The 16,179-nt window shown below is 65.3% G+C and carries 19 protein-coding genes; 10 read left to right on the top strand and 9 right to left on the bottom strand.

Annotated features, from left to right (window positions below):
- Nucleotides 1-19: 19 nt before the first annotated feature.
- Entirely contained in the window at nucleotides 20-370 is a 351-nt protein-coding gene (locus I6L39_RS17265) for a phasin family protein (protein ID WP_042076941.1), read from the bottom strand.
- A gap of 293 nt (nucleotides 371-663) precedes the next feature.
- Here I6L39_RS17265 and I6L39_RS17260 point away from each other — a divergent pair, with 293 nt between their 5' ends.
- The 3 genes from I6L39_RS17260 to pdxY all read left to right on the top strand — a co-directional run bounded on the left by I6L39_RS17260 (nucleotide 664) and on the right by pdxY (nucleotide 3,270).
- Nucleotides 664-1,224 (top strand): phaC PHA synthase, encoded by a 561-nt coding sequence (locus I6L39_RS17260; protein ID WP_216990345.1) that lies wholly within the window; start codon nucleotides 664-666, stop codon nucleotides 1,222-1,224.
- A 78-nt stretch (nucleotides 1,225-1,302) separates the two neighbouring features.
- Nucleotides 1,303-2,058 (top strand): DUF429 domain-containing protein, encoded by a 756-nt coding sequence (locus I6L39_RS17255; RefSeq protein WP_216990344.1) that lies wholly within the window; start codon nucleotides 1,303-1,305, stop codon nucleotides 2,056-2,058.
- Between the two features lie 348 nt (nucleotides 2,059-2,406).
- Entirely contained in the window at nucleotides 2,407-3,270 is an 864-nt protein-coding gene (gene pdxY / locus I6L39_RS17250) for a pyridoxal kinase PdxY (RefSeq protein WP_216990343.1), read from the top strand.
- A 40-nt stretch (nucleotides 3,271-3,310) separates the two neighbouring features.
- On the opposite strand, the gene I6L39_RS17245 is transcribed toward pdxY, so the two are convergent.
- The 4 genes from I6L39_RS17245 to cyaB form a co-directional block, all read right to left on the bottom strand.
- Nucleotides 3,311-3,619, bottom strand: a complete 309-nt coding sequence (locus I6L39_RS17245) for an antibiotic biosynthesis monooxygenase (RefSeq protein ID WP_216990342.1) — start codon at nucleotides 3,617-3,619, stop codon at nucleotides 3,311-3,313.
- 139 nt (nucleotides 3,620-3,758) lie between these two features.
- A complete protein-coding gene (locus I6L39_RS17240; RefSeq protein WP_216990341.1) occupies nucleotides 3,759-4,265 on the bottom strand; it encodes a GNAT family N-acetyltransferase in 507 nt (168 codons plus the stop codon).
- 83 nt (nucleotides 4,266-4,348) lie between these two features.
- Nucleotides 4,349-4,741, bottom strand: a complete 393-nt coding sequence (locus I6L39_RS17235) for an NUDIX domain-containing protein (RefSeq protein WP_216990340.1) — start codon at nucleotides 4,739-4,741, stop codon at nucleotides 4,349-4,351.
- A 16-nt stretch (nucleotides 4,742-4,757) separates the two neighbouring features.
- A complete protein-coding gene (gene cyaB, locus I6L39_RS17230) occupies nucleotides 4,758-5,315 on the bottom strand; it encodes a class IV adenylate cyclase (protein WP_216990339.1) in 558 nt (185 codons plus the stop codon).
- A gap of 262 nt (nucleotides 5,316-5,577) precedes the next feature.
- Between cyaB and I6L39_RS17225 the strand changes: the two genes are divergently transcribed.
- Both I6L39_RS17225 and I6L39_RS17220 read left to right on the top strand, forming a co-directional pair.
- Nucleotides 5,578-6,423, top strand: coding sequence for a DUF5718 family protein (locus I6L39_RS17225; RefSeq protein ID WP_216990338.1), 846 nt, complete (start codon nucleotides 5,578-5,580; stop codon nucleotides 6,421-6,423).
- 117 nt (nucleotides 6,424-6,540) lie between these two features.
- A complete protein-coding gene (locus tag I6L39_RS17220; RefSeq protein WP_216990337.1) occupies nucleotides 6,541-7,029 on the top strand; it encodes a GNAT family N-acetyltransferase in 489 nt (162 codons plus the stop codon).
- 101 nt (nucleotides 7,030-7,130) lie between these two features.
- On the opposite strand, the gene I6L39_RS17215 is transcribed toward I6L39_RS17220, so the two are convergent.
- The gene (locus tag I6L39_RS17215; RefSeq protein ID WP_216990336.1) at nucleotides 7,131-8,534 is read right to left on the bottom strand and encodes a DEAD/DEAH box helicase; all 1,404 of its coding nucleotides are present in this window, start codon (nucleotides 8,532-8,534) and stop codon (nucleotides 7,131-7,133) included.
- A 278-nt stretch (nucleotides 8,535-8,812) separates the two neighbouring features.
- A complete protein-coding gene (locus I6L39_RS17210) occupies nucleotides 8,813-9,289 on the bottom strand; it encodes a glutathione peroxidase (protein WP_216990335.1) in 477 nt (158 codons plus the stop codon).
- A gap of 207 nt (nucleotides 9,290-9,496) precedes the next feature.
- On the opposite strand from I6L39_RS17210, the gene I6L39_RS17205 reads away from it, so the two are divergent.
- The 4 genes from I6L39_RS17205 to I6L39_RS17190 all read left to right on the top strand — a co-directional run bounded on the left by I6L39_RS17205 (nucleotide 9,497) and on the right by I6L39_RS17190 (nucleotide 13,161).
- Nucleotides 9,497-10,105, top strand: a complete 609-nt coding sequence (locus I6L39_RS17205) for a 2OG-Fe(II) oxygenase (RefSeq protein ID WP_216990334.1) — start codon at nucleotides 9,497-9,499, stop codon at nucleotides 10,103-10,105.
- Nucleotides 10,106-10,355: 250 nt separating this feature from the next.
- A complete protein-coding gene (locus I6L39_RS17200; RefSeq protein WP_216990333.1) occupies nucleotides 10,356-11,345 on the top strand; it encodes a D-alanine--D-alanine ligase in 990 nt (329 codons plus the stop codon).
- Nucleotides 11,346-11,496: 151 nt separating this feature from the next.
- Entirely contained in the window at nucleotides 11,497-12,246 is a 750-nt protein-coding gene (locus I6L39_RS17195; RefSeq protein WP_216990332.1) for a tRNA-uridine aminocarboxypropyltransferase, read from the top strand.
- Nucleotides 12,247-12,381: 135 nt separating this feature from the next.
- Nucleotides 12,382-13,161, top strand: a complete 780-nt coding sequence (locus I6L39_RS17190) for a TSUP family transporter (protein WP_042076923.1) — start codon at nucleotides 12,382-12,384, stop codon at nucleotides 13,159-13,161.
- 54 nt (nucleotides 13,162-13,215) lie between these two features.
- Here I6L39_RS17190 and I6L39_RS17185 read toward each other — a convergent pair whose 3' ends face one another.
- The gene (locus I6L39_RS17185; protein WP_216990331.1) at nucleotides 13,216-14,079 is read right to left on the bottom strand and encodes a LysR family transcriptional regulator; all 864 of its coding nucleotides are present in this window, start codon (nucleotides 14,077-14,079) and stop codon (nucleotides 13,216-13,218) included.
- Between the two features lie 52 nt (nucleotides 14,080-14,131).
- On the bottom strand, nucleotides 14,132-15,049 hold the full coding sequence (locus I6L39_RS17180) for a DMT family transporter (RefSeq protein ID WP_216990330.1): 918 nt from the start codon (nucleotides 15,047-15,049) through the stop codon (nucleotides 14,132-14,134).
- 188 nt (nucleotides 15,050-15,237) lie between these two features.
- Between I6L39_RS17180 and I6L39_RS17175 the strand changes: the two genes are divergently transcribed.
- On the top strand, nucleotides 15,238-16,125 hold the full coding sequence (locus I6L39_RS17175) for a helix-turn-helix domain-containing protein (protein ID WP_216990329.1): 888 nt from the start codon (nucleotides 15,238-15,240) through the stop codon (nucleotides 16,123-16,125).
- The last annotated feature ends 54 nt before the right edge of the window (nucleotides 16,126-16,179 follow it).

Genomic DNA, 16,179 nt, shown 5'->3' with positions numbered 1-16,179 from the left:
GACGGGCAGCCAGGGGTTATCAGGCCTTGCCCGTGCTCTTCTTGATGCCGTCCGCGGTCAGGGCATCCAGCTCTTCCTTGAACTGCAGGCCGAGGGCGTTGAGCTTCTGGATGTCATCCAGCATCTGGCGGGAGAGCTGGCTGGCGGTCTCCAGCTGCACCGTGCCGAGAGCCGCCAGGCTCTGGGCATCCTGCACCTTGCTCACGGCCTGCAACTGGTTGAGGCCCAGTTCGGCGTAGGCGTTGGCGGAGGCCAGCTGCAACCGGGTCAGCTGTTCGATGTTGCTGGCCAGCAGCTGGTTGTAGCGGGTGAGGGGGGCGGCAAAGCCTTGCATCTGCTCGGTAAAGCTCTTGATCACGTCCATATTCATCATGGGTCTCCAGTTCGGCAGAACAGTATTGTTGTGGGCCATGTGGCCCTTCTTGCGGGTACGGCACGTCATCCCTGTCTCCGTGTTGTTTGCTCTGTTCAAACACACGTTTGAGCATTCTGCAACCAAATCGGCTTTGGTGTAAATGACATAAATGTTAATTTCTGTTTGAATTTTTCTGTCAGTCGCCACGGATTCAGACGAGAGGTGACGCAAGGGGGGTGGCGGGACCTCGTTCCGCCGATCATGGGCTGATACCCTTGGACATCACTCCGATCCTCAAGGAATGCCCGATGAAGCCTCTTGCCCTGCTGCTCGGCAGCACGCTGCTCCTCGCTGGCGCTGCCCAGGCCAGCACCCCGGTCCAGATCTCCCTGCCCGGCGTCAATCTGCCCTCGTCCCACCAGGTGGAAGGGGCGCGCGCCTCCCTCCTCTATGGCCGGACCGGCCAGGTGAAGGGCATCGATCTGCCGGTGTTCGCCCTCTCCGACGTGGATCAGTTCACCGGCCTGCAGCTTGGCGTTTTCTTCGGCGCAGGCCGGGTGCGCCACCAGTTCGGCGGGGTGGCCATCAACGCCGTCAACTGGCACCAGGGTCAGGACACCGGGCTCAACCTGGGCTTCGTCAACCTGACCAACAACGTGCGGGGCCTCAACTGGGGGGCGATCAACGTGGCGCAGGGCAACGCCCTGGCCAACGTCGGCTTCGTCAACTATGCCGAGCGCACCACCTTCCAGCTCGGTTTCATCAATGCCACCAGGCACCTCGACGGCCTGCAGATAGGCCTCGCCAACTACGCCGAGAACGGCATCTTCCCCATACTGCCCCTGGTGAACTTCAAGAAATCCTTCTAACCGTGCCGCCGCCCCTTGCTTTAGGAGGGGCAGTCATTACCCTGTGCTTCATCAATAGTGCGTGGAGGTGACAGGGGCATGACAACGGAACACATGGATGCCATCGGCATCGGCTGGGATGTGAGGGGCTGGCAGGGCAATGCCCAGGCAGTGGCCGTGGTGGGCTGGCAGGCTCGCGAGCAGCGCCTGCACTGGCTCGGCATCTCCCCACTGTTTCGGCTGAGCTCCCGGGTGGCGCCGGATCTGGACGCCTTGCTGCGTCCGGCGCTGCAAGACGAGATGGCGCTGATGCAGGTGCTGGCCTGCCCGCACCTCGCGCTCGGCATCGACGCCCCCCTGGCATTTCCACGAGCCCTCGGCGAGCTGCTGGCGGGGCGGGGGCCCGAGTGTGCCGTGCCCCAGCGGGAGATAGACAACCCTTACGCCTATCGGGACTGCGAACGCTGGCTCCATGAGCAGTACGGCAAGAAGCCGCTCTCGGCCACCTTCGACAGGCTGGGCAACAACGCCACCCTGGCGCTCTCCATGCTGCCGCGCCTCGGGGATCTGCAGCTGGTGCCCAAACAGGTGAGGGAGGCGGATCGCGCCGTGCTGGAAGTCTATCCCGCCCTGGCCAAGGTGGGGGGCAAGGCCTCGGCGGTGCGGCCCGAGTTGCAACCCCATCTGCCGGCCTCCCTGGTGCCGGGCACCGATCTCTACGATGCCGCCCTCTGCGCCCTGATGGCCCTGCAGTATGCGGCCGGGGGGGCCGTCTCCTCGCTGCCTCCCCTGGTGCCGCCAACGGTCGACTTGGCCCTGGACGAGGGCTGGATCTACCACTTCGCCCGGGATTGAGGGCCCCAGACAGGGGACCGCATTTCCGTGCTGCCCCCTGTTGTCCACTCTCCTGTGAACCTTCGCCTCTGGCCCCGGCATCATCACCTGTTTAAAAACACATCTCATATGCCATCAAACAAGAGTCTCGATAGACCTGACAATGCCTGGTGACAATAGCGGTTTGTGTCGGGGCGGCATGGCAGGAGAACGCAAGAGCGGGGGATGGCTACATCCTGGTGGCCAAATCTGCCGCAGATCCCGGCTTCTCAAGCATAAATAGAGGTTGATGGCGGTAATTGCTGGATGCGCCGTCTCCTCATCCGATATATTGCCTGTTTTCCTCATGCTTCTTGTGCGGTGGTTTCGATGAAACGCATTCTCTCTATCCAGTCCCACGTGGTGTTCGGCTGTGCCGGCAACAGCGCCGCCGTGTTTCCCATGCGCCGTCTCGGCATGGAGGTCTGGCCCATCAACACGGTGCAGTTCTCCAACCACACCCAGTACGAGGCGGGCTGGCAGGGGATGGCGATGCCGGCGGGCCATATCGGTGCCCTCTGTCAGGGGCTCGGCAACATAGAGGTGCTGGGGGGCTGCGATGCGGTGCTGAGCGGCTATCTGGGGTCGGCGGAGCAGGGGGACGAGATCCTGGCGGTAGTGGCGGCGGTCAAGGCGGCCAATCCGGCGGCCATCTACTTCTGCGATCCCGTCATGGGGCACCCGGAGAAGGGTTGTATAGTTGCTCCGGGCGTCACCCGCTTCCTGACGGAGAAGGCGCTGCCGGTGGCAGACATCATGGCTCCCAACCTGCTGGAGCTGGAGACCCTGTGCGGCGTTCATCTGGCGACCCTGGCGCAGACCCGGGCCGCGGCTCATCAACTGCTGGCAAGCGGCGTCAAGATGGTGCTGGTCAAGCACCTGGGCCGCGCCGCCAGCGTGGCCGGGCGCTTCGAGATGCTGCTGGCGACCCCAGAGGGGGATTACCTTATCGCCCGCCCGCTCTACGACTTTGCCCGTCAGCCGGTAGGGGTGGGGGATCTCATCAGCGCCCTGATGCTGGCCAACCTGCAGGCGGGGTTCGATGCCGTGAGCGCGTTTGAACGCACCAATGCCGCGGTGGATGCGGTGCTGCGCCAGACCTGGGAGGCGGACGCCTACGAGTTGCAGCTGATCCGGGCCCAGGGCGCCTTTGCCGATCCCGTGATCGCCCACAGGGCCGAGCGCTTGACCTGAAGAGAGTGATCAGCCCGTGACAGGACGGGCTGATCAAGACTCAGCTTGCGGCGCTGATCGGCGTTGCGTCCTGAAAGTGCTCGACGGTGGGGAAGGGGTCGTAGAAGTGGTGCAGCAGGGCCTTCCACTCCTGATACTGGGCCGAGCCCCGAAACCCCTGGGTATGATCCTCGAGCCGCTGCCACCGGACCAGCAGCAGGTAGCGGTGGGGATCGGTCAATGAGCGCTGCAACTGGTGGCCTTTGTAGCCCGGCATGGCGCTGATGATGCGCTGGGCCTCCTCGAACGCCTGCTCGAAGGCGGGGGCCTGGCCGGGAATGATCTGCAGGTGGGCGACTTCCAATATCATGCTGGCTCCTTGCCAATGGGATCTGGTTGAACGGGAAGAGGGAGAGAGCCGCGCCATGCCGGCAAGCCGCGGCCCCATGGACAAGGCCGGCCCGAGGGCTGGCCTGGTTGTATGGGGAGGCCGTCGATCGGCGCCTGCTTCAGAGCTGCTTGTAGAAGAACTGGGTGGCGGCCAGGGTGCCGTCCCCATTGCGGGCGAAATTCGGGATCTGGCCGGCCTCCAGGTAGCCGAGCTGACGATAGAGGGTGGAGGCCACGTCGCCGACCCGGGTGTCCAGCACCAGCAGGCTGCGCCCGGCATCCCGGGCTCCCTGCTCCATGGCCTGCATGAGGGCGCGGCCCACTCCCTTGCCACGGGCCTCGCTGTGCACCATCAGTTTTTCCACCTCGGCCCTGTGGCCGCCGTTGGCCTTGGTGCACAGGGAGAGTTGCAGGGCGCCGATCAGGTGATGTTGATCGAACGCCACCCAGAGCTTGCGCACTCCGTCGGCCAACTCCCCTTCGATGCCTTGCCAGTACGCCAGCCCCTGCTCTTCCTGCAGGGGGGGCAGGAAGCCCACGGATGCACCGCTGGCCACGCAATCTTGCAGCAGGGTGATCAGCGCCGGTTTGATGCCTCTGGTGCTATCGACCTCAAGGATCTCCATTGAAACTCCTCATCTTCTCACTTGACCCACTCGGGATCATCTTTCACGGGGGGCGCCGCCCGCCTGTCAAACGGTGTTCAGCCTTAGCGGATCAGGCCCTGCTCCGTCAGCCACTGGAACAGCAGGCGGGAGACGGGGGAGATCTGGTCCTGGTGACGGCTGTCGAGCCAGCGCAGCTCGGCGATCTCCGCCGAGGCGGTGGGAGTACCGTCGGCTTCCCCCGTGTAGCAGCGCAGATTCACCAGCACCCCTTGCGGCTTGCCGTCGGCCTGGGCGCTGAATTCGCAGGCCAGGCGCAGAGTCTCGGGGTGGAGCCTGACCGCCAGCTCTTCCTCGATCTCGCGCACCAGGGCGGCCTCGTCGCTCTCGCCCGGCTCGCGCTTGCCGCCGGGAATGTAGTAGAGGGCCTTGCCGTGGGAGCGGGCGCACAGCAGTTGCCCCTCCTTGAAGGTCAGCCAGGCCAGTTTGTCGATCATGGGCAGAGTCCTCTTGTCAAAGGGAGGCCCGCTGCTCGCACAGGGTGCGATAGGAGCGGGTCTCCAGCATGTCGGGGGTGAGCCCCAGCCTTGCGGCCAGCGCCTGCAACTGTGCGCGATGGGCGGGCAGGGCGGCCTCGTCGTCGGTCATGATGGCCAGCTCGGCGAAGTCGCCAAGGCCGGCCAGACTGTCCAGGGTGATGTGGAAGGGGCCGACGAAGTAGATGCTGCGCCGCTTGTCGATGGTCAGCACCGGCCGGTAGCCCAGAGTGCACACCATGCTGGCCGCCTTGTCCGCATCGGTGATGTTGACCGCCTCGCAGCGATCCGGCCCCGGCCCCTTGACGATCCAGAGCCGGATGCCGGCACCGTGCATGGTGCGGATCACAAGGCTCTTGCCTTCCCGGGCCAGGGCGCCGTCCGCCGTGTCGAAGTAGCAGTCCTGCTCGTGGTCCGCCTCCACCATCACCTCGGGGCCGAGGGCCGCGAGGGCACGCAGGAAGGCCGCGCGATCCGCCAGGCGGTATTTGAACTCCACCTCGAAGCGACCCTGGAAATGGGTGGTGATGGCCATCTGCGGACCCCCGAACGGCAACTGAATGGGGCAGACTAGCAAAAGCACCGGCCTCGCCCAAGTACCGGGATCACAGCTTGACGCTGACTGCTCTCTTTATGACCACCTGGAGGGAAGAAATCCGCCCTGGAGCACAGCTTGCCCCGGGGCGGCTGGGCGCCGCCTCGGGGCTGTGCTCTAATAAGCTCCCTCTTTGGCGGTACTTTCCGCCCCTGAACAACACAACGAGGCGGCGGCCCGGGCCGCGCCAGTGGAGCCACAGATGCAGATCACCGAATTGAGCAACTTCATCGGATTGGGGGTGGCGGGCAACTTCGCCGGTCACCTGGAGCAGGCCGGGGAGGCGGCGGACTTCGTCGCCGTCAAGGTTGACGACAAGATCGCCCCCAAGGCGCTGTTCCCCTTCTATGTGCCGAACCATCCCGGCCAGCTCGGGGTCTTCCCGTTGAGCGGCGACGCCATCTTCCTGCCCGAGGCGGCGGTGAGCGGGGACGAGAAGGTGCAGATTGAGCCGGAAGTGGCGCTCTGGTGCGAGCTGGAGTACGCAGGGGAGCAGGTGGTCGCCATCCATCCCAAGGCGTTTGGCGCCTACAACGACTGCTCCATCCGCCGCCCCAACGCCAAGAAGATCAGCGAGAAGAAGAACTGGGGCGAGGAGAGCAAGGGGCTGGCCGCGAACCTGCTGCCCCTGACCCACTTCGGCGCGGGATGCGAGCTCGATGACTACCGCATCGCCTGCTATCTGGAGCGGGACGGCGAGCTGCACCCCTATGGCATCGACAGCGCGGCGGTGGATTACAGCTACTTCCATCAGCAGTTGCTCGACTGGGCCATCGACAAGTTCAACCATCAGCAGGACGAGGGGCCGGCCGAGCATATCCAGGGGTTGCTGGCCCAGGCGGGACGCCCGGCCCATGCCCTCATCAGCATTGGCGCCACCCGCTACACCCCTTTCGGCGAGACCCACTTCCTCGCCCCTGGCGACACCGCCTGCGTGGTGGTCTACCCGGCCAGCCGCTACGGCGAGAGCGACATTCGCGAAGCCATCCGCGCCCGCACCTTTGGCCCGGATGTCTCGGCCCTGCTGCAGGCGGTCAAGACCCGCTGAGCCTCATGCCTTCCCAACCAGGGGAAGGCATCTTCTTTCTCTTTATGCCTGCGTACATCACATGCTGGCGTCATTCATGACCCGCCTGAGGGTGAGTGGCAGATCAGGAGGTGTGCCATGGTGGTGATCAGAGAGTGCAAGGAGCAGGATCTGGCGGGCTTGCTCAGCCTCTATGCCGAGCTCAGACCCCGGGATCCCGTGATGAGGCCCTCCATGGCGAGGGAGGCGCTCACGCGCCTGCTGGCCAGGCCCGAGGTGCGGATCATCGTGGCGGAGGTGGGCGGTGAGCTCGCCGCCACCTGCCAGCTCGGGGTGATCCCGACCCTGACCAACGGCGGCAGGCCCTTTGGCATCATAGAGCACGTGGTCACGGCCTCTGCGTTCCGGCGCCAGGGCCTGAGCCAGAGGGTGCTTGAACAGGCCCTCTCCCTGGCCTGGGCGCTGGATTGCTACAAGGTGATGCTGCTCTCGGGGGAGGGGCGCGATGAAGCCCACCGCCTCTATGAAAAGCTGGGCTTCAAGGCGGGCATCGAGAAGGGGTTTGTCATCAAGCAGGCCGAGGCCATGGCTGCCGGGTCGGTCACGGGCGATAAGCCCATTGAGTGAACACCGGATGAGACGGAAAGAGACTCCGACAAGGGATGCTCAGATCCAGTAAAAAAACCGCCCGGAGGCGGTTTTTTTCATGATGGCGTCGGCGCACTGGCTTACTCCTCGCTGGAGTTGTCCTGATAGTCGCCGCGCTGGGCCTTGGGCAGGCGGCGCATGGGGGTGAAGCCGATGTCTTCCCCCACGACCTCGCGCTTGCGGGACTTGTTTTGCGGAGACTGGGCCGGCTTCTTAGCGCCATCCCCCTTGCCTTTGCCGGCGGCGGGCTTGCCCTTGACATTGTTGCTCTTGGCGTTGGCATGGCCACGGGCGCGGGGCGGGTTTTGGACCGGCTTGCTGCCCGGCAGGGTCTGACGGCTCGGCTTGCCGCTCGGCTCGTACCCTTCCAGGATCTCCACGGAGAGGGATTGGCCGATCAGTGTCTCGATCTCCTTGAGTTGACCCAGCTCGTCCTGGCTCACCAGGGAGATGGCCTCGCCGCCACGCCCGGCGCGGCCGGTGCGACCGATGCGGTGGATGTAATCCTCCGCCATCTGGGGCAGCTCGAAGTTGATCACGTGGGGCAGCTGATCGATGTCCAGACCCCGTGCGGCGATGTCGGTGGCGACCAGCACCCGCACCTTGCCCTCACGGAAATCTGCCAGCGCCCGGTTGCGAGCCCCCTGGCTCTTGTCACCGTGAATGGCGACCGTATCCAGGCCATCCTTCTGCATCTGCTGGGCGAGCCTGTCGGCGATCTGCTTGGTGCGCACGAACACCAGCACCCGCTGCCAGTTGCCACGGCCGATCATGTGGGAGAGCATCTCCCGGCGGCGTTCCCGATCGACCTGGATGATGCGCTGGGTCACCTGCTCGGCGGCGGTGTTGCTGGGATCCACCTCGATGAGGGTGGGATCCTTGAGCAGATCGTCCGCCAGCGCCTTGATGTCATCCGAGAAGGTGGCGGAGAAGAGCAGGGTCTGGCGCTCGTCAGGCAGCGCCTTCATGATGCGGCGGATGTCGGTGATGAAGCCCATGTCGAGCATTCTGTCCGCTTCATCCAGCACCAGCACTTCCAGGGCGCTCAGGGTGAGCGCTCCCTGGGTCAGCAGATCCAGCAGGCGGCCCGGGGTGGCCACCAGGATGTCGACCCCGAGCTTGATGGCGTCCAGGTTCGGCTTGATGCTGACGCCGCCGTAGGCGATCAGGGTGCGAAACGGCAGGTGGTGGGCGTATTTGATGATGCTCTCGCCCACCTGGGCGGCCAGCTCCCGGGTCGGGGTCAGCACCAGGGCACGTACCTGACGGCGACCGCCCCGGCCATGGTTGGCCAGCAGCCGATGGAGCATGGGCAGGGTGAAACCGGCCGTCTTGCCCGTGCCTGTCTGGGCGCCGCCCAGCACGTCCTGCCCGGCCAGGATGGCGGGAATGGCTTGCTGCTGGATGGGGGTGGGTTGTTCGTAACCCAGCTCCTTGACGGCCCGCAGGATGTGCGGTGACAGACCCAGTTCATTGAATGACATGTTCGAGGGACACTCCGAGCCTTGGGCTCAACGGGTGACGGCAGCCTTGGTCCGTCACGACATGGAAAATAGGGTGGGTCGCCATCGAGGCAGGGCCTGAGCCCGGCGGGGCGACCGCACGAGAGACAGTGGGCGCGTAATATAGCAGACACGAGGCGATCACGCAGCAGCCGTGTCGCGAATGGGCGCAGCCCCACGGTGACGGCCGCCGCCATCCTGGCAGACAGAAGGAGGGGCGCCGCGAAGGGGACCCCGGGCTCGCGTCGTCGCAAGCCTTGTCAGAGCAGCGCCTCGATGGCCTGGGTCAGCGCCTCCGGCTTGGTCTGGGGGGCGAATCTGTCCACCACCCGGCCTTCCCGGTCGATGAGGAACTTGGTGAAGTTCCACTTGATGGCCTCGCTCCCGAGGAGCCCCGGCTTTTGCTGCTTGAGCCAGCGATAGAAGGGGTGGGCCTGGGCGCCGTTGACCTCGCATTTCGCCATCAGGGGGAAGCTGACCGGATAGTCGAGGGAGCAGAAGCGGGCGATCTCCTCGGCATCTCCCGGCTCCTGGTGGCCGAACTGATCGCAGGGGAAGCCCAGGATCTCGAGTCCCCGGGGGCCGAACCGACGATAGAGGGCCTCGAGCCCGGTGTACTGGAGGGTGAATCCGCAGCGGCTGGCCACGTTGACCACCAGCAGGACCCGCCCCTGCAGATCCGCGGTGGAGCAGGGCGTGCCGTCGAGTCGTTGCAGGGGAATAAGGGGCAGGGGCATGGCACTCTCCTGGAAAGATGATGGGCATGGCGCCCCAGAGGGCGATCTCTGCACGTTAGCGGGCCGGGCGCCGGTGAGCAAGGGGAAAGGGGCTGTGGCAGGCCGCCTCCTATTGATGGCGGGACTTCTCAGGAGAAGCAAACCGGTTTGTGCAAGGGCCCCGAAGTCGCTACAAAGCGCACTCTCTCTCCTCGCTGCGAGCCTATCTTGGACTATCAAGCCGTCATGGATGCCATCTACACCCGGGGCTGGGTGATAGTGGACGATTTTTTAACCGCCGCCGAGGTGGATGCCCTCAAGGCCTGCCTGCCGGACGAGTGGCGGCCGGCGGGGATCGGTCGCGACACCCTGCACCAGGACAACCGCGACATCCGCCGGGATCAGATCCACTGGCTGGACTCTTCCCTCGGCGCGCCGGTGGCCGACTATCTGGCGCGCATGGAGTCCCTGCGCCTGGCTGCCAACCGCAGCCTGATGCTGGGGCTGTTCGACTACGAGGCCCACTTCGCCCGCTACCGGCGTGGCGACTTCTACGCCACCCATCGCGATGCCTTCGCCGGGCGCTCCAACCGCCGCCTCACCTCGGTGTTTTACCTGAACAACGGCTGGCAGCCAGAGGCGGGGGGAATATTGCGGGTCTATGACGACAACGAGCAGTTCCTGATGGACGTCTCCCCCAGAGGTGGGCGCCTGGTGTTGTTCTTGTCGGAGGAGTTCCCCCATGAGGTGCTGCCCGCAAGCGAGGAGCGCTACAGCATCGCCGGCTGGTTTCGGGTCAACGGCAATGGTGGCGGGCGGGTCGATCCGCCGCGCTGAGCGCATTTCACCCAGTTTCTGACACAGACGGGCACTTTTACGGGTCTGGATGGGGGGAGGGCAGTCCCATCGGCTGACAAGGCTTCCCCTCCCTTGCTACACTGCCCGCACTTATGTTCGTTTCCGGCTTCGTCCTGTGATGGAACATGCTCGCCCTTCGGCCGGTACTCGCCGGCGGGGGCGAACAGGCTCTTCGGTTGGTTTTTGACAGGGTGATGACGAAGCCGCTTCTCCCAAGGGATCACATCTAATGAAGAACATGCATGTCTTGCTGCTGTGCGGTGGCGGTGGCTCCGAGCACGAAGTCTCGCTGCGCAGCGCCAATTTCCTCGAAAAACAGCTCGGGCTCCTGCCCGGCGTCGAAGTGACCCGGGTCGAGATGTTCGCCGACCGCTGGCTCAGCGCCGACGGTCGCGAGTGCAAGCTGGGGCTGGACAAGCTGCTCTCCTTTGACAGCGTGGCCCGTCCGGTGGACTACGTGGTGCCCTGCATCCACGGCTATCCGGGCGAGACCGGCGATCTGCAATCCTTCCTGGAGCTGGCGGGCCTGCCCTATCTCGGCTGCGACGCCGAGGCGAGCAAGATCTGCTTCAACAAGATCACCACCAAGTTGTGGCTCTCCGCCATCGGCATCCCCAACACCCCCTATCTGTTCCTGACCGAGCAGAACGACGCGGCGCTGGCGCAGGCGAAAGCCGCACTGGCCAAGTGGGGCAAGGTCTTTATCAAGGCGGCGTCCCAGGGCTCCTCCGTGGGCTGCTACTCCGCCAGCAACGAGGTCGATCTGGTGAAGGGGATTGCCGATGCCTTCGGCTATTCCGAGCAGGTACTGATCGAGAAGGCGGTCAAGCCCCGCGAACTGGAAGTGGCGGTCTACCAGTACGGTGACGAGCTGGTGGCCACCTATCCGGGGGAGATCTGCGTGCCCCAGGACAAGTTCTACACCTACGAAGAGAAGTACAGCAGCGCCAGCCACACCGAGACCGCGCTGCGGGCCGAGGGGCTGACCCAGGCCCAGGCCGATGCCATCCATGAGTACGCATTGAAGGCGTTCCGTCAACTCAAGTTGACCCACTTGTCGCGCATCGACTTCTTCCTGACCGAAGAGGGGGAGATTTTGCTCAACGAGATCAACACCTTCCCGGGCATGACCTCCATCTCCATGTTCCCGAAACTGCTGGAGCATCACGGTCATAACTTCGCCGACTACCTGGAGCGGATCTTGCGCAAGGCGCTCTGACGCCGACGCAGCCGTGCAACCTGAGGGGCCCAAGGGCCCCTCTGTCATATCCCTTGGTCAGCCGATGGTTGCGCGCCTTGCCGCAGGCTGCGCCCCCCGCTACAATCTGCCCCCTTTTCTCCCGCCGAGTGCATCCCCAGAGCCGCGCCCCATGAAGCCCATTCCCGATCACGCCGTCAATCGCCTGCGCCTGTGGCGCAAGAGCGTCTCGACCAGGCCCTTCCTCGCCCGTGGTGGCAGCGTGCCGCGCTGCGACGCCTGCCAGCTGCGCCACGACTGGTGTGCCTGTGACTGGCGCCCCGCGCTCAAGGCCGAGGCGGGCTTTTGCCTCTTGATGTATGACAGCGAGCCCATGAAGCCCTCCAACACCGGGCGTCTCATCGCCGACGTGCTGCCGGACTCCACCTGGGCCTTTCTCTGGTCGCGGACCCAGCCCCATCCCGAGCTGCTGGCCCTGCTGGCGGATCCCGCCTGGCAGCCCTACGTGGTGTTTCCCGCCAGCGAGAAGGCGCCCGCCCGTCTGACCGGCGAGGTGGCGCTGGCGCCGGGTAAGAAGCCGCTCTTCATCCTGCTGGATGGCACCTGGCCCGAGGCGCGCAAGATGTTCAACAAGAGCCCCTATCTGGACGGCTTCCCGGTGCTCGCCATCAAGCCCGATGCGCTCTCCACCTACGGCATGCGGGTCGCCCACAGCGACGAGCACCTGTGCACCGCCGAGGTGGCCGCCTGCGTGCTGGAGGTGGCCGGGGAGCTGCAGGCCGGTCAGGCATTGCAGCTCTGGTTCAATCTCTTCAGCCGCCGCTATATGGCGGGCCGGGTGAGTCGGGCGCCGGGGGATGACGAGACGTCGCTGCTGCAAGGGCTCGAGGCTATCAAGGAGCAGGCCGTCTCTTGCGCTTGATTGATGAAAATAAGGAATCGATTGGCTGCCACTGTTTCGTTGGCTTCATGTTCCCGTGGCCGCTAGGATAGCGTCCTGCTGACTCATTCAGGCTCCAGGCAGCACCGGGAGCCGCCAATCACACGAGGTCTATGGATGGAACTGGAATTGTTCACCCTGGTCGCCCTGTTCGGGGTGGCCCTCATCGCCGGCTTTATCGACGCCATCGCCGGGGGCGGGGGGCTCTTGACGGTGCCGGCCCTGCTGGCCACCGGCATGCCGCCGGCCCTGGTGCTCGGCACCAACAAGCTGCAGAGCAGTTTCGGCTCCTTCTCCGCCACCTGGTTCTATGCCCGCAAGGGGCTCCTGGAGTGGGCCATCATCTGGCCTGCCGTCATCTGCACCTTCATCGGGGCGGCCATCGGCACCCTGGCGGTGCAGACCATAGACGCCGCCATTCTGGAGCGGCTGCTGCCCTTCCTGCTGATGGCCTTCGCCTGCTACTTCTACTTCTCCCCCAGGGTGAGCGATGCGGAGAGCCAGCGCCGCCTCACCCCCATGGCGTTCGCCCTGCTGGTGGGCGGGGGCGTAGGCTTTTATGACGGCTTCTTCGGGCCGGGCACGGGGTCGTTTTTTGCCATCGGCTTCGTGGCCCTGGCGGGCTTTGGCATGGCCAGGGCCACCGCCCACACCAAGCTGCTGAACTTCACCTCCAACATCGCCTCCCTGCTCTTCTTCACCCTGGGGGGCAAGGTGGTGTGGAGCGTGGGCCTGTGCATGGCGCTGGGACAGTTCATCGGGGCACGCATGGGCTCCAAGCTGGTGCTCAAGAAAGGGGTGAAGCTCATCAAGCCGCTGCTGGTGACCGTCTCCCTGCTGATGTCCGCCAAGCTGGTGTGGAGCCAGTACCCCGAACTCTTTGCCTGGCTGGGCTGATCCTGGCACCAAGAATGGCGAGGGCCCGATCCGCTGGATCGGGCCCTCCTGTTTTCAGCCCTGGGAACTCAGGTGCCGGAAATGGGTTTGCAGGGCCTGCACCAGGCGGGCAATGCGATCGCGCTTGAGGCTGTTCGGGCGATAGACCAGGTGGAGCGGGCGGCCCAGCCCCGGCAGGGGACGGGCTCTCTTGCCCTGCTCGCCTACCAGGGCCAGCAGGCCGGCGGGCAGCAGCACGGGCCCTATCCCCGCCTTGGCCAGCTCGATCAGCGCCAGGTAGGAGTCGAGCTCCATGGCGGGGGTGAGCCCGAGGGCGGCAAGGGGCTCGCGCAGGTAGCGGTTGGAGGGGTTCTCCAGATCCATGGTCAGTATCCTGCGCTCCTCCTCCTGATCCCCAGGCGTGGCCTCCCCCTGATCATCGCCCACCAGGTAGAAGGGCTCCTCCAGCAGCCGCTCGGCGCACAGGCCGTGGCCCGGCGGCAGCCGACCGGCGCAGATGCCGAGCAGGGCGTCCCCGCCGCGGACCCGGGCCAGGATGACAGGGGTGTGATGGGTGGAGAGCGCGATGTGAGGATCCTGCTGCAGGTAGTCGTGCATAAAGCGGGCGAGGTAGCCCGCCAGCAGGGTCTCCGAGCAGGCGATGGGCAAGGGGGTATGGTCGGTAAGGATCTGGCTGTCCGCCAGCACCCCCTTCATCTCGGCCAGGCTCGGCGCCACCCGGGCGAGCAGCTCCCGGGCCTGGGGGGTGAGGCGGGTATGGCGGCCATCGGGCTCGATGAGCTTCTTGCCGAGGCGCTGCTCCAGCTGGGCGATGCGCTTGCTCACCGCCGACTGGCTGATGTAGAGGCGGCTCGCGACCTTGGCCATGGTGCCCTCGCTCGCCAGCAGGCAGAGTGTCTCCAGCCCTTCCAGTAACATGCGTCTTCCCGTTCTCGTCTGTTGAAAGCCGTTACCTTAGGGGCTGGTACCATCATGGGCAAGTACCGTTTGCAGCCCTCGATAACGGCCAGCGCCACGCCTTGACGGGGGGCGCGAAGATCACCAGGTTGCCGATGAGGCTCACCACCACGCCGACGATGGAGACCGTCTGCCAGACGAAGCCCTCATAGAAGGTGGAGAGGGTGAGGGCCACCAGGGGGAAGAGCACGGTGGCGTAGGCCGCCTTGCTGGCGCCGATGCGTCCCACCAGGGTGAGGTAGGCGGTGAAGGCGATGACGGAGCCGAAGATGGCCAGATAGACCATGGACGCGAGGTAGCGGGGGTCTGTGGGCAGGGTGAGGGACTGGCCGAGTACCGTGACCCAGCCCAGCAGCAGCGCCACACCGTACACCATGCCCCAGGGCACCATCTGCAGCACCTGATAGCCCTGGCGCTGGCCCCGGGCCGAGACCAGGTTGCCCAGGGAGAAGCAGAGGGTGCCGCCGCAGGCAAACAGCAAGCCCTTCCAGCCGTTTGCACCCAGTTGCGCATCCGCCAGCACAGGCCAGAACAGCAGCAGGGTGCCAAAGAGCCCCAGCAGCGACCCTTGCAGCCAACGCAGGGTGGGCCGCTTGCCCTCGAACAGCCAGAGGTTGAGGCCGTTGAAGATGCTGGCGCTGGCGAAAATCACCGCCGACAGGCCGCTCGGGATATAGAGGGTGGCGTGGTAGAAGCAGAGGAAGTTGGTGGAAAAGAGCAACGCGCCGAGCAGGGCCGCGTAACGCTGGCCCGCCCAGGGCAGGCGCGGAAACTTGCCGCTCACCGTGAGCAGGGCGAACAGCGCCAGGGCCGCCAGGGCGAAACGATAGAGCACCGAGACCTCGATGGGGATGGGGCCAAGCTGCCAGGCGATGGCAATCCAGGTGCTGCCCCAGATGAGGACGGTGGAAACATAGAGCATCAGATTCATGGTGTGACCGCTTCGAGAGGAATGACGTGGGATCAGCATGGACCGGGAGGCGGGGCGGCGGCTTGCACCATCTTGCGGTTTTTTCCACGGGGGCGCAGCCTTTGGTCATGAGGCGCGATAAGATGGTGACAAGAGAGGCGAGGGTGGGCCGAGGGGAGGACAGGGTGCCGCATGCAATGCAGCCAATGATGCCGCAAATCAGACAGGCGGGGGTCTTTGATGCCCTGGTCAGTACCGGGGCCAGGCTGGAGGACTCCTGCTGGCTGGAGCCCGGGCTCGGGGTGGCGAGCTGGCGCAACCGCTACGATCAGACCCGTTACCACAAGCCGGGCCACCACACCATCAGCGTCTACCTGCAGGGGGGTGAGCAGACCGAGCGGCTGGACGGCCCCGGCGGCCACGGCGGCGCCGGCAAGGTGTGCATCATGCCGGATCACCACAGATCCGAGTGGCTGGTGCGCGAGGAGTTTCGCTTCTTCCACCTCTACTTCACCCCGGCCCACTTCACCCGCATCGCCGAGCAGGTGTGCGACAAGGAGGGGCGCCACCTGCAACTGGAAGACAAGACCTTCATCGAGGATCCCCAGGCGGCGGCCCTGGTGCAGGGGCAGCTGATGCAGCTGGACTGGCAGCACGGCATCGATCGTATGGCGCTCTCCCACGGCGCCTGGATGCTGATGTTGCACGCCTATCGCCACCACACCCGCGAGGCCCCGGCGCTGCCGGAGGTGCGGGGTGGTCTCGCGCCCGCCGTGGTGCGCCGGGTGCAGGAGTATCTGATGGCGCATCTGGCCGAGCCGGTGACCCTGGGGGAGCTCGCCCGGGAGGCGGGCCTGAGCGAATACCACTTCGCCCGGATGTTCGGCCAGAGCCTGGGCTGCCCGCCCCACCGCTATCTGCTGGGGCTGCGGCTCAAGCGGGCCAAGCAGTTGCTGGCGGGAAGCGAGCCCCTGGCCAGCATCGCCGCCCAGTGCGGCTTCTCCTCCCAGGCCCACTTCGGCAACCGTTTCCGGGAGGCCTTCGGCCTGAGCCCGGGCCAGTGGCGCGCCCAGCTGTCATTCTCCTGTCACAGATAACGCTGAGACTCTGGGCAAAAGAGGTGTACCCTCTGTCTCTTGTCCATTGAAAGG

Origin of the sequence: Aeromonas sp. FDAARGOS 1409 (genome assembly GCF_019048705.1) — a bacterium.
In the GTDB taxonomy this organism is placed as follows: Bacteria; Pseudomonadota; Gammaproteobacteria; order Enterobacterales; family Aeromonadaceae; genus Aeromonas; species Aeromonas sanarellii.
The sequence above is the reverse complement of the archived record's forward strand: the minus strand, read 5'-3'. Positions and strand labels throughout refer to the sequence as shown.

Bases quoted from the DNA above. Each gene is read 5' to 3' on its own strand.
- I6L39_RS17265 (WP_042076941.1), bottom strand. From the start codon at position 370: ATGAATATGGACGTGATCAAGAGCTTTACCGAGCAGATGCAAGGCTTT.
- I6L39_RS17260 (WP_216990345.1), top strand. From the start codon at position 664: ATGAAGCCTCTTGCCCTGCTGCTCGGCAGCACGCTGCTCCTCGCTGGC.
- I6L39_RS17255 (WP_216990344.1), top strand. From the start codon at position 1,303: ATGACAACGGAACACATGGATGCCATCGGCATCGGCTGGGATGTGAGG.
- pdxY (WP_216990343.1), top strand. From the start codon at position 2,407: ATGAAACGCATTCTCTCTATCCAGTCCCACGTGGTGTTCGGCTGTGCC.
- I6L39_RS17245 (WP_216990342.1), bottom strand. From the start codon at position 3,619: ATGATATTGGAAGTCGCCCACCTGCAGATCATTCCCGGCCAGGCCCCC.
- I6L39_RS17240 (WP_216990341.1), bottom strand. From the start codon at position 4,265: ATGGAGATCCTTGAGGTCGATAGCACCAGAGGCATCAAACCGGCGCTG.
- I6L39_RS17235 (WP_216990340.1), bottom strand. From the start codon at position 4,741: ATGATCGACAAACTGGCCTGGCTGACCTTCAAGGAGGGGCAACTGCTG.
- cyaB (WP_216990339.1), bottom strand. From the start codon at position 5,315: ATGGCCATCACCACCCATTTCCAGGGTCGCTTCGAGGTGGAGTTCAAA.
- I6L39_RS17225 (WP_216990338.1), top strand. From the start codon at position 5,578: ATGCAGATCACCGAATTGAGCAACTTCATCGGATTGGGGGTGGCGGGC.
- I6L39_RS17220 (WP_216990337.1), top strand. From the start codon at position 6,541: ATGGTGGTGATCAGAGAGTGCAAGGAGCAGGATCTGGCGGGCTTGCTC.
- I6L39_RS17215 (WP_216990336.1), bottom strand. From the start codon at position 8,534: ATGTCATTCAATGAACTGGGTCTGTCACCGCACATCCTGCGGGCCGTC.
- I6L39_RS17210 (WP_216990335.1), bottom strand. From the start codon at position 9,289: ATGCCCCTGCCCCTTATTCCCCTGCAACGACTCGACGGCACGCCCTGC.
- I6L39_RS17200 (WP_216990333.1), top strand. From the start codon at position 10,356: ATGAAGAACATGCATGTCTTGCTGCTGTGCGGTGGCGGTGGCTCCGAG.
- I6L39_RS17195 (WP_216990332.1), top strand. From the start codon at position 11,497: ATGAAGCCCATTCCCGATCACGCCGTCAATCGCCTGCGCCTGTGGCGC.
- I6L39_RS17190 (WP_042076923.1), top strand. From the start codon at position 12,382: ATGGAACTGGAATTGTTCACCCTGGTCGCCCTGTTCGGGGTGGCCCTC.
- I6L39_RS17185 (WP_216990331.1), bottom strand. From the start codon at position 14,079: ATGTTACTGGAAGGGCTGGAGACACTCTGCCTGCTGGCGAGCGAGGGC.
- I6L39_RS17180 (WP_216990330.1), bottom strand. From the start codon at position 15,049: ATGAATCTGATGCTCTATGTTTCCACCGTCCTCATCTGGGGCAGCACC.
- I6L39_RS17175 (WP_216990329.1), top strand. From the start codon at position 15,238: ATGCCGCAAATCAGACAGGCGGGGGTCTTTGATGCCCTGGTCAGTACC.